This window comes from Thiobacillus denitrificans, assembly GCF_001530125.1.
Classification (GTDB): Bacteria; Pseudomonadota; Gammaproteobacteria; order Burkholderiales; family Thiobacillaceae; genus Thiobacillus; species Thiobacillus denitrificans_C.
Genome location: NZ_LDUG01000002.1, coordinates 46051 through 60781, shown reverse-complemented (window position 1 = coordinate 60781; position 14731 = coordinate 46051). Strand labels below are relative to the sequence as shown.

At 60.2% G+C, this 14731-nt stretch carries 8 protein-coding genes; 1 reads left to right on the top strand and 7 read right to left on the bottom strand.

Translation table 11 applies throughout. The annotated features are described in order from the left end of the window. Positions 1–21 precede the first annotated feature (21 nt). Both glgP and pgm read right to left on the bottom strand, forming a co-directional pair. The gene (gene glgP, locus ABW22_RS00345; RefSeq protein WP_059750802.1) at positions 22–2568 is read right to left on the bottom strand and encodes an alpha-glucan family phosphorylase; all 2547 of its coding nucleotides are present in this window, start codon (positions 2566–2568) and stop codon (positions 22–24) included. 10 nt (positions 2569–2578) lie between these two features. Continuing rightward, on the bottom strand, positions 2579–4258 hold the full coding sequence (pgm, locus tag ABW22_RS00340; protein ID WP_059750800.1) for a phosphoglucomutase (alpha-D-glucose-1,6-bisphosphate-dependent): 1680 nt from the start codon (positions 4256–4258) through the stop codon (positions 2579–2581). 325 nt (positions 4259–4583) lie between these two features. On the opposite strand from pgm, the gene ABW22_RS00335 reads away from it, so the two are divergent. After that, positions 4584–5594 carry a DUF1566 domain-containing protein gene (locus tag ABW22_RS00335; protein WP_059750799.1) on the top strand — a complete coding sequence of 337 codons (1011 nt, stop codon included), beginning with the start codon at positions 4584–4586 and terminating at the stop codon, positions 5592–5594. 260 nt (positions 5595–5854) lie between these two features. On the opposite strand, the gene ABW22_RS00330 is transcribed toward ABW22_RS00335, so the two are convergent. From ABW22_RS00330 to ABW22_RS00315, 5 genes are all read right to left on the bottom strand, one after another. Continuing rightward, positions 5855–9892 (bottom strand): NACHT domain-containing protein, encoded by a 4038-nt coding sequence (locus ABW22_RS00330; protein WP_157648482.1) that lies wholly within the window; start codon positions 9890–9892, stop codon positions 5855–5857. Between the two features lie 5 nt (positions 9893–9897). Next, positions 9898–11157 (bottom strand): ATP-binding protein, encoded by a 1260-nt coding sequence (locus tag ABW22_RS00325; protein WP_059750796.1) that lies wholly within the window; start codon positions 11155–11157, stop codon positions 9898–9900. Between the two features lie 394 nt (positions 11158–11551). Continuing rightward, the gene (locus ABW22_RS18195) at positions 11552–11674 is read right to left on the bottom strand and encodes a hypothetical protein (RefSeq protein ID WP_269083878.1); all 123 of its coding nucleotides are present in this window, start codon (positions 11672–11674) and stop codon (positions 11552–11554) included. Between the two features lie 146 nt (positions 11675–11820). Next, a complete protein-coding gene (locus tag ABW22_RS00320; RefSeq protein WP_082708326.1) occupies positions 11821–14004 on the bottom strand; it encodes a copper-translocating P-type ATPase in 2184 nt (727 codons plus the stop codon). A gap of 399 nt (positions 14005–14403) precedes the next feature. Continuing rightward, positions 14404–14718, bottom strand: a complete 315-nt coding sequence (locus tag ABW22_RS00315) for a DUF2288 domain-containing protein (protein ID WP_059750794.1) — start codon at positions 14716–14718, stop codon at positions 14404–14406. Between the last annotated feature and the right edge of the window lie 13 nt (positions 14719–14731).

The window sequence follows — 14731 nt, the reverse complement described above, 5'->3', positions numbered from 1 at the left end:
CTTGCCATTTTTTCCGCGTGATCACTGCTGCCACAGGATGTGCGCGTCTTCCAGAGGAACCGCCGCGCCATCGTGGCGCGGTATGAGCCGCGCTGTATAGTCGGTTGCCGGGCGGGCTGCCGGCACTTCTGCACGGTAGGCAAAGCCGTTTGCTGCGCCTACCAGTTGCCGCACGCGCTGCATCTCCACGCGCTCCGCTGCGGCACCGCCAACGCCGTTGGCATAGAGTTCGACCTGTACCGATTCCGGGTCGAGGTCATCGAGATACACCTGTATTTCAAATACCTGCTGCTCGCTCGCGGTCTCAAGCTTGACCTCACCGAAACGCAGCGCGGCCCATTTTTGCGCCAGCGCGTGCCGCCAATCCACCAGCGCCACGCCGAGTGCGCCATTGTCGGCGGCCCGCTCGCGGTAGGCTGCGGCGGCCGGAAGGTAGTATTGCCCGGTGTATTCGCGCACCGCGCGGTTGCTGGAAAAGCGCGGCGTCAACTGCGCCATGCTTTCCCGCATCCGCGCCACCCAGGCAGTGGGAATGCCCTGCTCGTCACGGGTATAGAACTCGGGGATCACCTCGCGTTCGAGCAGGTCATAGAGGGCTTCGGCTTCAATGGCGTCCCACGCGGGATCGTCATCATGTTCCTGGCCATCGCCCAGCGCCCAGCCCACTTCCGGCGTGTAGGCTTCCGCCCACCAGCCGTCCAGTTCCGACAGATTGATGCCGCCATTGACCAGTACCTTCATGCCGCTGGTTCCGCACGCTTCCCAGGGACGTCGCGGCGTGTTGAGCCAGACATCCACGCTCTGCACCAACTGCTCGGTCAGATGCATGTCGTAGTCGCTGAGGAAGATCGCATGGGAGCGCACCTCGGGCCGCTGGATGAAATGCATCCATTGCTGGATGAGCGCCTGGCCTGCCTGGTCTGCGGGATGAGCCTTGCCGGCCAGGATGAGTTGCACCGGGCGTTGCGGATTCGTCAGCAGGCGCAGCAGCCGCTCCGGGTCGTGCAGCAGCAGGTTCGGTCGTTTGTAGCTTGCAAAACGGCGTGCAAAGCCCAGCGTCAACGTGTTGCAATCGCACACCTGCTTCGCATCGTCAACGACCTCCGGCGACGCACCTGACGCTGCCAGTTGCCTGGACAAGCGTTCGCGGGCGAATGCAACGAGCGTCAGGCTGGCGTCGGTGCGAAATTGCCACAGCCTGGCGTCGGAGACCCGGCGAATATCCTGCTCCAGCGTCTCCACCGTTCCCAGCCAGCGGTCCTTGCCGCAGGCCTCCGTCCAGAGATCGTCGGCCGGGGCCGAGTCCCAGGTCGGCATGTGAACGCCGTTGGTCACGTGTCCGACCGGGACTTCTTCCGTCGGCCAGCGGGGGAAGAGCGGTTCAAACAAGCGCCGGCTCACCTTGCCATGCAAACTGCTTACGCCGTTCACAGCCCCGCTGCCGCGAATCGCCAGATAGGCCATGTTGAAGGGTTCCGAAGAATCGTTCGGGTTCTGGCGGCCCAGGGCCAGCAGCTCGTGGCGCGTCATGCCTAGATGCTGCTCGGCATATCCACCGAGGTACGTATCGATCAGTGAAGGCGCAAAACGATCGAAGCCCGCGGCTATCGCCGTGTGTATGGTGAAGAGGTTGCCCGCACGGGTGACGGCCAGCGCGGCCTCGAAGCTCAGCCCGGTTTCCTGCATGAAGTCGCGCGCGCGTTCCAGCACCGCGAAGGCGGCATGCCCCTCATTCAGGTGGCAAACTTCCGGCTGAATGCCGAGCGCCGCGAGCAGCCGCCATCCGCCGATGCCGAGCACCACCTCCTGTTTGAGGCGCAACTCCGGCCCGCCGCCGTACAGTTCGCTGGTAATGCCGCGATGCGCCGGGTAATTCGCAACGTCATTGCTGTCCAGCAGGAACAGCTTCACGCGACCGACCTGAACCTGCCAGGCGCGCAGCCAGACCGAGTAGCCAGGCAGGGCGATCTCCAGACGCAACCACTCGCCATTCGGTTTGCGCAGCGGTGTGATCGGCAACTGTCCGGGGTCGTTGTAGGGGTAAAGAACCTGTTGCGCGCCATCCTTGTCGATCACCTGGCGAAAATAGCCTTGCTGATAGAGCAGCCCCACGCCGACGACCGGAACGCCCAGATCGCCGGCGGCCTTGAGCTGATCGCCGGCCACGTTGCCCAGTCCACCCGAGTAGATGGGCAAGGCCTCGCTCAGCATGAATTCCATGCTGAAATACGCGACACAGCGCAACGGGGATTGCGGGTGGGCTTGCTGGAACCACGCAGGCGCCTCCGCCGCACCGCGCCTGGCGTGCACCAGATCATCAACGCTTTTGCGGAAAGCGGGATCGGCCAACGCAAGCTGGAGCGTCTCCCGCGACACCGTCTGCAGCACGACCCAGGGATTTTGGGTCAGCTCCCACAGAATCGGATCCAGCCGTCGCCACACCTGGTCGGTGGCGTGGTTCCACGACGAACGCATATCCAGGGCCAGTTCGGCCAGCGCATCGAATCCCTCGACGTCCGTTGATACGTAACGCTGCTTGGGGTGACTAACGGGGGCTTGTTCACTCATGGGGTTTTCTTCATTTGCTGCTGGATGACAGCTCTGGCGACTGCGGGGATGCCGTCAAAGCATCGGTAACGATAGCCTGGGCTTCCTCCTGAATGCGGCGCAGATGATCCGCATCCCGAAAGCTCTCGGCATAGATCTTGTAGATGTCTTCGGTGCCGGACGGCCGCGCCGCAAACCAGCCGCTCTCCGTCACCACCTTCAAGCCGCCGAGGGATGCGCCGTTGCCGGGCGCCTGGGTGAGGATGCTCTGGATTTTTTCGCCTGCCAGCTCGGCAGACAGCACCTGCCGAAGCGAAAGCTGTGCCAGCCTTTGTTTTTGCTCCAGGGTCGCCGGCGCCTCGATACGATCGTAAACCGGTTCGCCGAACGCGCGCGCAAGCTCGCGGTAGCGTTCGCCGGGGTCGCGGCCCATGCGCGCGGTGATCTCCGCCGACAGCAACGCCGGGACCATGCCGTCCTTGTCCGTTGTCCAGACGCTGCCATCCATCCGCACAAACGAGGCACCCGCACTTTCTTCCCCGCCGAAGCCCAGCGAGCCGTCGTGCAGGCCATCCACAAACCATTTGAAACCGACCGGCACCTCGTAGAGCGTGCGGCCAAGCCTCGCTGCGACGCGATCGATCATCTGGCTGCTGACCATGGTCTTGCCAATCGCCGCATTCTTGCGCCATTTCGGCCGATGCTGGAACAGGTAGTCAATGGCGACTGCAAGGTAATGGTTGGGCGGCAGCAAGCCCGCGTTTTTGGTGACGATGCCATGCCGGTCATGGTCGGTATCGCAGGCGAAGGCGATGTCGAAGCGGTCCTTGAGGCTGATCAGGCTCTGCATGGCGTAGGACGAAGAGGGGTCCATGCGGATCTGGCCGTCCCAATCGAGCGTCATGAAGCGGAAGGTCGGATCGACGGCCGCGTTCACCACCGTGAGATTCAAGCCATAGCGCTCGGCAATCGGGCCCCAATAGTGAACGCCGGCGCCACCCAGCGGATCCACGCCCATGCGGATGTCCGCGCCACGAATCGCCTCCATGTCGAGCACGCTGCCGAGATCGGCAACGTAAGTATTGAGAAAGTCGTGCCGGTGCGTGGTCGCGGCGCGCCGGGCCTGTTCGAGCGACATTCTTCGCACCCCCTTCAGGCCGCTTTCCAGAAGCGCATTGGCGCGGGCTTCGATCCATCCGGTGACGTCCTTGTCCGCCGGTCCGCCATTGGGCGGGTTGTACTTGAAGCCGCCGCTGTCGGGCGGATTGTGCGAAGGCGTGATGACAACGCCGTCCGCCAGTCCGGCAACGCGGCCGCGGTTGTAAACCAGTATTGCGTGGGAAATCGCAGGGGTCGGCGTGTATTCGTCCTTGTCCGCGAGCATGACGTCCACCCCGTTGGCCGCCAGCACTTCGAGCGCACTGGCATACGCCGGTTTCGAAAGCGCGTGCGTGTCGATCCCCACAAACAGCGGCCCATCGATTCCCCGCTGCGTGCGGTAATCGCAAATGGCCTGAGTGATGGCCAGCACATGCCATTCGTTGAAGCTGTTTTCGAACGCCGAACCCCGATGCCCCGAGGTGCCGAACGCGACGCGTTGCCCGGGCACCGAAGGGTCGGGCATGTTGCTGTAGTAGGCCGTGACGAGTCTGGGCACATTGACCAGAATGGCCGGCGGGGCGGGCTTCCCCGCTAATGGACTTGTTTTCATTTCGTTTGAAGATTGCTTGTACGGGCGGGCAGGCTCGCGCTTATCAAAAACCGTCAACGTCATCGCCCGGATTCCATGGAATGCCCAAGTTGTGCGCGTTCAATCAGGGTGGAGTGTCCCTTGCACACCGCAGGTTGTACGTGCGATGGCGTACGTAAAGCAGAAAACGCATTGCCAATTCACTATAGACCGGCATCGCCCATGCGGCAGCCATGTGCCCTAAGGTGCAGCGCCCGCATTCGCAAACCGGTTTCGATGTTTCGACGCGTGGCGCACAATCCATGCATCATCGGACGGGACAGTTCGATCTGCCATTGGGGTAATCATGACTTCTGAGCATTACCTGAATACCGGCCAACGCACTTGCCATGCCGACGATGGACGCGAGCTTGCGTGCGAGGGTTCCGGCCAGGACGCATCGTTTGCCGTCGGCATACCCTGGCCGGAACCGCGCTTCGACGTGCGCGACGACGAGGTCATGGATGGTCTGACCGGCCTGATCTGGTGTCGCAGTGCCGGGCTCGCTGAATTCCCCCTCACCTGGCAGGAAGCGCTCGATTTCGTCGCGGCCATGAACCGCGAGCAGCGCTTCGGCCAGCGCGACTGGCGCATGCCCAATCGCCGCGAATTGCGCAGCCTGCTCAGCCTGCAAACCCGATTGCCTGCCCTGCCTGAGCGACACCCGTTCATCGATGTATTCAACGGCTGGTACTGGACTTCGACCACGGCGGCCATCAGCCCGGCACACGCCTGGTACGTGGCGCTCGATGGCGCGCGCATGTTTTACGGCGGCAAGGATCAATCCTTCATGCTATGGCCGGTGCGCGGCGAAGGCCTGGGCGTGGTCCCGCGAACGGGCCAAAGCTTGTGCTACGACGCTGCCGGCAACGTCATGTCATGTGTCGGTTCCGGCCAGGACGGCGAATGGCGTGTCGGCGCGCCATGGCCTGAGCCCCGCTTCGAAATGCTTCAGGATGGCGTACTGGATCGGCTCACCCGCCTGCTCTGGCACCGCAGCGCGAATCTCACCCCGCAACCGGTGGTCTGGCGCGAGGCGTTGGCAGCGGTGGCCAAGCTTAATCAGGCAGGCGAGGGCAGTGCCTGGCGGCTGCCCACCATCAACGAACTGGAATCGCTGGTGGATTGTGCCGTCCACAGCCCGGCCTTGCCGGCCGGGCATCCCTTCGCCGACGTGCTGGACATTTACTGGTCGTCCAGCACCAGCCTGTTCGAGCCCGATTGGGCCTGGGCCCTGTACCTGGAAAAAGGCGCGACGGGCGTCGGACAAAAGCGGTTCGCCGAATTTTCGGTATGGGCCGTGGCAACGGCCGATTGAATTCTGGTGGTTCAGGCTTGATCAGGCCGCAAGCGTCCGGCGCAGTCGGTTCTAATGCTTCAACAAATGGCTGAAATCGGCCACAGAACAGACCGTCAGTGTGGTGGCCGCCACGGGCCGTTCATCGGCCTTATCGGCCGGCCGAACACATATGGTCGACCGTCAACTCCAGACTGGAAGCGGACACGCAAGAGGTCGGCAGCAGCCGACCCACAACAGGCATTCAAATCAAGCTGGCTCCTTTGGCATGAACGGTGCTCTTACTTCGGCCAACTTACATCCAGTACACGAACGAAGATGCGTTGCCGTTCCATCGGACCGAGTTGCGCTTCGAGGCGGGTTCGCAGTTCTTCGGGCGTCTGCGGTTTCTTTCCCCCGTCAGTTGCGCCCGGCATACCCTCACCACCGAACCAGAGCACGAGATAAATGCCATACCCGCTGGCACGTGGAGCGATGGCGTACTGACCGATAAGCTGCTTGCGTAGCGCGCTCCACAATGACTCATTGCTATCACGCTTAATTTCGATGGGCAGCTCAAATTCAGTCCGGTAGGACAAACGAAGATCGGCTCGCTTGTCGTTTGCGTAATCGCCCTCCGGTTGGCTGTCGATACCCAGCGGTTCCAGACGCGGGCGCAGACGAGTAAGTAGCGCGTCGCGACAATAATTTTCTTCGCGCGCGGCGATTTCTTGTTGGCGCGCCTCTATCCAAACGTTCCAGAACGCGCGGAAGCCATCGTCATTGTCCTGCCTGATTCCCCTTGCGATGTCGTCCAGATGATCAAGCGTGAGCGCGGCGAGGTCGGCGACACTGGTCGGTGCCAGGTTGGCGAATACCTGTGCGACTTCACTCGGGAGCGGAAAACGGAACTCGCTTTCGCGCTGCCGTTGCTTGAGTTCATGACGCGCGGCTTCCAGCATGTGTTTCAATTTGTGCAGTGTGGGAAGCCCAAGCAGGCGGTCGATTTCCTGTTTCGCCTCGGGCGTTGCCAACACACCCAGGCGATTAATCAAAGCGCGAATGTGATCGCCGCGCCGCATGGCATCGCTAACCGTGTAAGCACCACCCGTCGGTCGCTCGATTACCGCGTGCGGTACAAGCCGTTCAATCAATTTGCCGGTCGTACTGACGGATAGCGTGTAGTCATCACGCATCCCGCCATCGCGATCACCCAGAAAGCCGGCCAAATGGTTGGCGCGCACCTCGGACTTGCCGATATGGCGCCAGAGCGCGGCCTCGTATTGTTTGGGATCGAGCAGCATGGCTGTGGCCAGCCAATAGACCTTCTGCGCCACATCCATTCCCTTCATGGACAGTTTCTTCTCGATTAGTGCCGGAAGTTGTTCCGGGGTGTAGCGCATTGCGGCTTTGAGCAGGTTTTCCAGGTAATGCAATTGCCCAGTTCGCGCCCTGACCGGAAAGGTCTCCAGCAAGCGAGGTGCGGCGAGGATGGCAACGTCGCGGTACTCTGCATCGTGCGCCAGCGGATAAATGCTATCGACAAAGTCCTTGCCCGCTTTAAGGGTTGTGCCGGCATAGAGGCCAAGCACCTCAGCCGCCAGCGCCGGACGTTGCTGCACTATATGGATAAACCACTCGGGCGTATTACCGGTGCCATCGGTCAGCTGGAAGGCAAACATGCGGCGCAGGGTTTCCTCGGGCAGCTTGTCGATTTCCGCTTCACCATCGCGCCAACGCAATTCCATGCCGACAAGGCAGGGGCGGCGAATGAAATGCTCTTTTTGTTTGAGCGCGAGGCCGATAATTTCTTTTACTGTTGGCAGGTCGTCGCGTTCCGGGCAATGGCGGAACCCTGCTTCGGAGATCGACAACATCTCGTTCCCGTTATCGCAATAACTATCAAATCGGTCAGTCGGTGTTTCTCCACGTGTGTCGATGTACAGACCCATCCATACCCCTGCGAGTTGGTGCATCAGGTCAACACGGGCGGCACCGGATTGGATTTGTGATAACTGATTTTGCAGGGCGATGGTGCGATTCCGTTTGGTTTCACTCCTTTCCTGTTCACGGGTTTTTCTGTCGGCTGCTTCTTCCAACTTCCACTCGGGTATATCCCAGGCAAGCAACGGTTCGAGCCAGTGCTTCCGCTCTGGGTGCGCGTCTACCCATTCTTCAAGCCGTTCCAGTGAAAGGCCCGCAGCACCACGCTGGTACATCAGAGCATTAACCGCCTCAGCGAGATGTACCCGTGCGAGTCCGTCATCCGCCGTTTTATCCAACTCCATCAGATGCCATAGGCCGATGTCCTCCGGTGGGCAAGCGTTGTGCAAACGATTTTCCTGTTGACGTACACAGTAGGCTGGGTGCTCGTGACTTTCACATTGCTTGAAACATAGTGCCAGCATGGCTTTGTAATGCCTGGAGCGAGCGCCGATCCAGCCGGAAATGAATTGTTGCGCAGCCTTTTCACGTGAGAGCCCGCCATATTTATCAGCGCCGATCCCTAGCCAAGAGAATAAACGTTCCTCGCTTATTTCTTCGCCATGGATAGCGATGCCGCGCGCCAGAAGCGCATCCGCCATCTGGTTCAGACTCCGCATGAGAACGTCGTGTGGGCGAAGGTATTCCGGATGTCTGGCGAGCTCATCAAGCAAAATTGGCAGATGATTTTCAGGCGCTGCTGTCGGCAATTCTTCTTCCCAGAACCACACATAGCTACCGAGCAAGTTGCTTCTCTTGGGCGTATGGAAGTAACGAAGCAGCGCTTCCGGTTCAATGTTCGCCGGATAGAGAACCCGAAGAAGCATGCCGGTTAGTTCATCGTCTTCGTCGGCTATCCGCCCAGCGGTGATGTCGTCAAGCAAAGCCAAAGCAACATACGGCTCAGCAAGTTTGAGCCACGCCTGGAGCGCTTCTTTCCTGATACCAGCCCAGCGGGTTGGGTCGCAGACGATATCCAACAGTAGCGGCACCAGTTCCGCCGGTGTACCCCCCTCGGTGAGGATGTCGAGTACGCAGTCGACAAAGGCTTGACTAGCTTCGTCACGTTCGGGGGCTTGCAGGGCGGACAGGAAGTCATCGCGCAGCTCGGGGTCGGCCAATGCAGCGAAGGGATGTGTGGTACTGACTCCCCAGCGGAACCCGTGGTAACGCTCGGCCTCGCGGCGCAAACCTGAAAGCAGGCTACGTTTGTCTGAAACCGTCATCGGCTTGACATCGCCATAGATCACCACCGTTAACGGGTCTGCCTCGATCAGTCGAGGGCGAGCCCTCTGGCTGTGCAGGGCGAGCCAAGCATAGAGGCCACGCAAACCGGCGACAGTGCGGCCGTCCTGCCCCAGCAACAGGTTCAACACCCGCCCCAATGGCAGACCCGCGCTGTCAATCTGCCGCGCCAGCCAGCGTGCGGCAAGGTACTCTGCCACGCTGCGGTGGCTGGGAACGACTCTTTCCTCGCCTTCCGGTCGGAACAGTTTTGTGCGCACGGCCAAAGCCGCCGACTCCAGATCGGGGGATGCACAGCTATTCAAATAAATGTAGCGGGAGCCGGAACGCTCAGGGTCAAGCGCAATCCCGGTTTGGTCGGACAGGAGCAGCACCGCGCATAGCTGGCCTGCAGCATCAAGGAGGCTTTCGACTGAACGGGGTCGAGCGCGCGCCTGATCGCGGTGCCGCTTGTTTGCTTCTTCAGCAAGTTTTTCACAGGCGAGACGGTAGGTGTCATGACGTGTGGTTGGCCATTGGTCGCCCCGAACCGCCTCGGCTAGCAGGCCAAGCGTTTGCGGGTTGTCGAGCAGGTCGGCCACGCCAAGCCGCGTGGCTTTCTCGACGAAGGCATCTGGATCTTTCGTGCCGTAGTTGTCGCGCAGCAGGGTGAGGATGTCATCGTCGCTTAACGGGTCGAGCTGCAACACCGCGAGATGGCCGTCGGCGGACGCTGCCTTGAGGTCTTCGGCGTCTGACGCGCCATACCAGTCGGCGGCACGGCAGGCAACGCGGAACGGCGGATTGCCCAAGCGTTTAAGTTGCTTGCGGATTAACTGAATCGCGCTGTCATTCCCTGCGCTGGCACGGATTTCGTCCAGTCCATCGAGAAACAAGGTCTTGCCGTTCCAGGCTTCATCCGGGTCGGCGTGGATGAATTCAGCAATACGAAGGCATCTACCACCCGTCGCCTCGGCTTCAGACTCGAACGCTGTGCTTTTTCCTGCCCCCGGTTCGCCCAGCAGCACCCAGGCAGGAAAATTGCGGAATTTCTGCAAGTCTTCGGGTGGATTTTCGACTGCGTCCTTGCTCTGATCCTCAAGCTTGCGAGCGCGGTGGGGGACTAGCGTCATCGTCATTACTCCAACCAGTCTTCCGCAGGGCGTGACATGAACTCGGCTAGAGGAATACCGCCTTCGCCGACGATGAGCGGGCGCGCTGTGCTGAATTTCTCGGTGAAGACCTTCAACCCTTTTGGGGTCGCGAAACCCGTGCCACTTTTGACTTCGAGCGCGACCAGTTTGCGGCCATTACTCAGGACAAAATCAACTTCATCCGGGCTCTCTCGCCAATACTGCACCAGACAGCTGTCGGATGCAGTGTTGCAGAGGTGCGCGCCGACAGCGCTTTCCACCAGTCTGCCCCAGTAAGTCCGGTCGTTGCGTGCATCCGTGAAACTGTAACCGCCCTGCGCCGAGATCAACGCGGTATTGAGTGCATTGAGTTTGGGGCTGGAAGCGCGTTGGCGGTGCTTCTGTATGGCATATTTCGACAGCCCGGTAAGCAACCCTGCTTGCGAGAGCAGGTCGAGGTAATGCGCTAGAGTGACCGTATTGCCTGCGTCCTGAAGCTGGCCTTGCAACTTGGTGTAGGAAATGATCTGGCCGGAATAGGCGCAACCCAGCTCGAACAAGGTCTTGAGCAGGGCGGGCTTGTCCACCCGTGTCATCTGAAGGATGTCTTTTTCGATATTCGGGTGGATCAGCGCACCACGCACGTATTCGCGCCAGCGGCGCTCATCGCGAATCAAACCTGCGCTCCCGGGATAACCACCGAAATAGAAGTACTCGTCGAGCGAAAAGTCGAACGCTGCCTGCATTTCAGAGTATGACCAGTGCGTCATGCGAATCGCCTCGTAGCGCCCCGCAAGGCTTTCCGTCAGCCCTTTCTGCATCAGCCAGGGCGATGAGCCAAGCAGGATGACATGCATCGCGAGAGTTTCAGCGCGATCGGCGTCCCACAAACCTTTGACGACTTCCGACCAGCGCGGGATTTTCTGGATTTCATCAATGGCTAATACGTATTGCTGACCTTCGGGTAGCGCCCTTGCCTTGGTACGGGCTTGTATCCATTGATTCACCAACCACTCGGTGGTTGGCTGCGCGCCAGGAATAATCTGCGCTGAAAGTCCAACGCCCACCCGCGAACCGGTGAAAGGGTCAACAAGTTCGGGTAGAGGCTGATCTACCGCAACAAAGCTTGCTGGTCGCCCGGCGAGCACTTGGCGAACCAAGGTGCTCTTACCTATTTGGCGCGGTCCCGCGATGACAACCATGAAGGTCGGCGATTCGTCGAGACGCTGTCGGAGTGTGTGGATATGGTGTCGCTCAAAGGTCATTTTTAATTAACTGAGTAAATTTACTCACAACTATAAACACCCATGCCATCGATGGCAAGGCAATTGATTTAAACCGCCTTTTTTGCGCAGAAGGAGAATGCTGATTGCTTTAAACACTACTTTTCAAAGAGTGATACTTGGCCGAGATTGTAGTCCTGACAATCTTGACCTCGAATGGCCGTTTTAGCTTGTCGAGCCACTGCTTGGTCGAGCGTCCGCTCCCGCTGCATAGCAGGCGTTGGAGCAGCAAACCGTGACAGGCAACTTTGGCCGAAGACAAGACGTTCATCGCGATCTCGCCAACTGACCGAAACTGGGTCGGGTACAGAAGTTCGGGTTCCGCGATTGACTATCAGATCAAGTCCGAATCACTACGATGAAACCAACGTCGTCACTATTTGCGCATGATCGCAACAACACCGATGACGATCAAAGCCACGATCAGTATCATCCCCAAGCCGCCCCACCCGCCCATGTAACCCGTTCCCCAGCCACTCATCCAGTCACCGTTCATCATGGTCATTCCCTCCTGGTAAATTGATTGCCGCCTGTCGTTTCGGCAGGATGCGGCAATTGTTTGCCGCCCCTGCAAAATGTGCTGTGCACTGACGTACACGAAGCAGAAAATATTTCAACGGATGTGCCCCGGCGCATAGGGGCCGATCATGTTTGAGGCCCGTTTTTTTTCATCTCCTGCTCCGCCTGCAGCCAGTCCTGTTTCGTATGGCCATCCTGGTGCCCATGCTGCTCATACAATTCATAGGCTCGCTTGGCGATCTGTTGTTGTGAATCGCCGGCTTTCTTGCCTTTCGGCATCGCCGCAGTGGCATCGGAACCCCGGGACAGGGTGAGCAAGCGAGCGTTGATCGCGACAATCACGGTGCTGGCGGCCATCAGCGCCGCGCCCAATGCGGGGGAGAGCAGCACGCCCCAGGCGTACATTGCGCCGCCTGCCAGCGGGATGGCGAACGCGTTATAGCCGGTCGCCCAGACGAGGTTCTGGATCATCTTGCCATAGGTGGCCTTGGACAGCTTGAGGAGCGCCACGACATCCAGGGGGTTGCTGCGCACCAGGATGACGTCTGCGGTTTCGACCGCCACATCCGAACCCGCCCCGATGGCGATGCCCAGATCAGCCTGCGCCAGCGCGGGGGCATCGTTCACCCCATCGCCGGTCATGGCCACCAGGATGCCGCGGGACTGGACTTCCTTGACCTTGGCGGCCTTGTCCTGCGGCAGGACTTCGGCGAAGTATTCGTCCAGCCCGATCTGGTTCGAAACCCATTCGGCGACCTGCTTGTTGTCCCCGGTGAGCATCATGCACTGGATGCCCATTGCCTTGAGCGCGGCAATCGCCTGCTTCGACTCGGGGCGGATGATATCGGCCAGGGCGATCGCGCCTTGCAGTTGCCCGTCGATCAGCACGAATACGACGGTTTTGCCTTGCGCCTTGAGTTCCTCGACGCGCGCGTCGGTCATGGCGATGTTCTGTTCGCGTAGGTAGCCCGGGCTCACCACCTTGACGTCCTTGCCCTCGACCCTGGCCTCGGCCCCTTTGCCTGCAATGCCCCTGAAATTTTCAATGGGGAATTTATTGTCGGCAGCGTCGGCAATGGCGCGGGCGATGGGGTGCTCGGAATTGGCTTCAACCGAGGCCGCATAGCGATGCAGCGTGTCTTCGTCGATATCCTGTGAGAACAGCAGGGTATCGGTCACGCCAAAGCGGCCCTCGGTGAGGGTGCCGGTCTTGTCGAAGATGATTGCCTGGACGTTTCGGGCCTGTTCAAAAGCGGAGCGATTGCGGATCAGCAGCCCATTGCCTGCGGCCAGCGCCGTGGAAACGGCCACCACCAGCGGCACGGCCAGCCCCAGGGCATGCGGACAGGCGATGACCATGACGGTCACGGCGCGCTCGATGGCAAAGGACAGTTCTTTCCCCATGAGCCCTAGCCAGATAAAGAGGGTGATCGCGCCGCCGCCCAAGGCAATAACGGTGAGCCACTTCGCCGCGGTGTTGGCCAGGTCCTGGGTCTTCGATTTGCTTTCTTGGGCCTGTTTGACCAGATCGATGACCTGGGACAGAAACGAATCCTTGCCGGTGCCCTTGACCGCGATGGTCAGCGACCCTTCGCCGTTGATGGCGCCGCCGATGACCTTGTCATCCGTTTTTTTGTTGACCGGCGTCGATTCACCGGTGAGCATGGCTTCGTTGACTGCACTCTCGCCCTCGACGATGACGCCATCCGCAGGGATTTTTTCCCCCGGCTTGATCAGGACCCTGTCATCCACCGCCAGCTCGCTCAGCGGCACGTCCTTCACGCTGCCGTCGGGCATGCGCTTGTGGGCGTCGGAGGGCATGAGTTTCGCCAATGCCTCCAGGGCTTTGGATGCGCCCATCACCGATTTCATCTCGATCCAGTGCCCCAGCAGCATCACGTCGACCAGGGTGGCGAGCTCCCAAAAGAAGACTTTCCCGGTCAAGCCGAACACCACGGCGCTGCTGTATGCATACGCGGTGGTGATGGCGACCGCGACCAGTGTCATCATTCCAGGCTGTCTGGATTTAAGCTCCCCGTACAGTCCTTCTAGAAACGGCCAGCCGCCGTACCAGAAAACGGCAGAAGACAAGCCGAAAAGAACATACAGGTCGCCGGAAAAACGGATGGCCTCACGCAAGCCCACCAATTCCTGGAGCATGGGAGAAAGCACCAGAGTCGGCAGGGTCAGAACCAGCGCGATCCAGAAGCGTTTGCGAAAATCCGCGGCCATGTGGGCGTGATGATTTTGATGGTCGTGATGGGGCGGGTGTTCTTGCGCCAGTTCAGGTTGATCTGAATGCGGTTCCATATTGGCACTCCATCCATAGCGTGCGGTTCAATTGCCTGCGCGCCTGCGTTGCGGCTGCCAGTGGCAATGCCGCGGACAGGAAGCCCAGGCCGGACATCAGCGGATTGCGGTGTTCATGCGATTTTAAGCATAGTGCACAGTGTCCCGTGCACGCGGAATGATGTATGTGCGCTGGCGCACATGAAGCGGAAAAGCGTGTATTACTGGCTCGCTATCGGCCAATAAAATCAGCGCCAGCGAGACCGGTGTGGATCTGCTTCACTTCTTCGAAACAGGGCGGCAAATCCACCCCGGGCCGTCAATAAAGACGTGGCCTCAGCAGCTTTTTGCGGTTTGTTCCATTTGCGTGGTAATACCCACGGCCAGCAAAAAGCCCGAGTCTGCGGGCTTTTTTGTGGACTACGAATCCAGTTGCTTCAGCACTTCCTGCACCAGCACCCAGGGCGCCACCACCACCGCCCAGAACATCGGCTGGCGCGCATGCCAGTCCTCGGCGTCGGCGAGCTCTGCGCGCGCGATGCGGCCGTCGGCCAGCCAGGCTTCCACAGTCGCCGCATCGTTCTCGGCAATGTGCAGGGCTGCGTCGATCAGGTCCACGCCCACGGCGACCTTGATGACGTTGCCGCGCGCGAAGTGGCGTTCGAGTTCGGGCCAGGGGAGCTGGGCGGTTTCGAGGTTGAGCTTGGCGCGGAGGATGTCGCTGGGCGTGGTCATGTCAGAAACAGGG

Excerpts from the sequence above, each read along its gene's own strand:
- glgP (WP_059750802.1), bottom strand. The coding sequence starts at position 2,568 with ATGAGTGAACAAGCCCCCGTTAGTCACCCCAAGCAGCGTTACGTATCA.
- pgm (WP_059750800.1), bottom strand. The coding sequence starts at position 4,258 with ATGAAAACAAGTCCATTAGCGGGGAAGCCCGCCCCGCCGGCCATTCTG.
- ABW22_RS00335 (WP_059750799.1), top strand. The coding sequence starts at position 4,584 with ATGACTTCTGAGCATTACCTGAATACCGGCCAACGCACTTGCCATGCC.
- ABW22_RS00330 (WP_157648482.1), bottom strand. The coding sequence starts at position 9,892 with ATGACGCTAGTCCCCCACCGCGCTCGCAAGCTTGAGGATCAGAGCAAG.
- ABW22_RS00325 (WP_059750796.1), bottom strand. The coding sequence starts at position 11,157 with ATGACCTTTGAGCGACACCATATCCACACACTCCGACAGCGTCTCGAC.
- ABW22_RS18195 (WP_269083878.1), bottom strand. The coding sequence starts at position 11,674 with ATGATGAACGGTGACTGGATGAGTGGCTGGGGAACGGGTTACATGGGC.
- ABW22_RS00320 (WP_082708326.1), bottom strand. The coding sequence starts at position 14,004 with ATGGAACCGCATTCAGATCAACCTGAACTGGCGCAAGAACACCCGCCC.
- ABW22_RS00315 (WP_059750794.1), bottom strand. The coding sequence starts at position 14,718 with ATGACCACGCCCAGCGACATCCTCCGCGCCAAGCTCAACCTCGAAACC.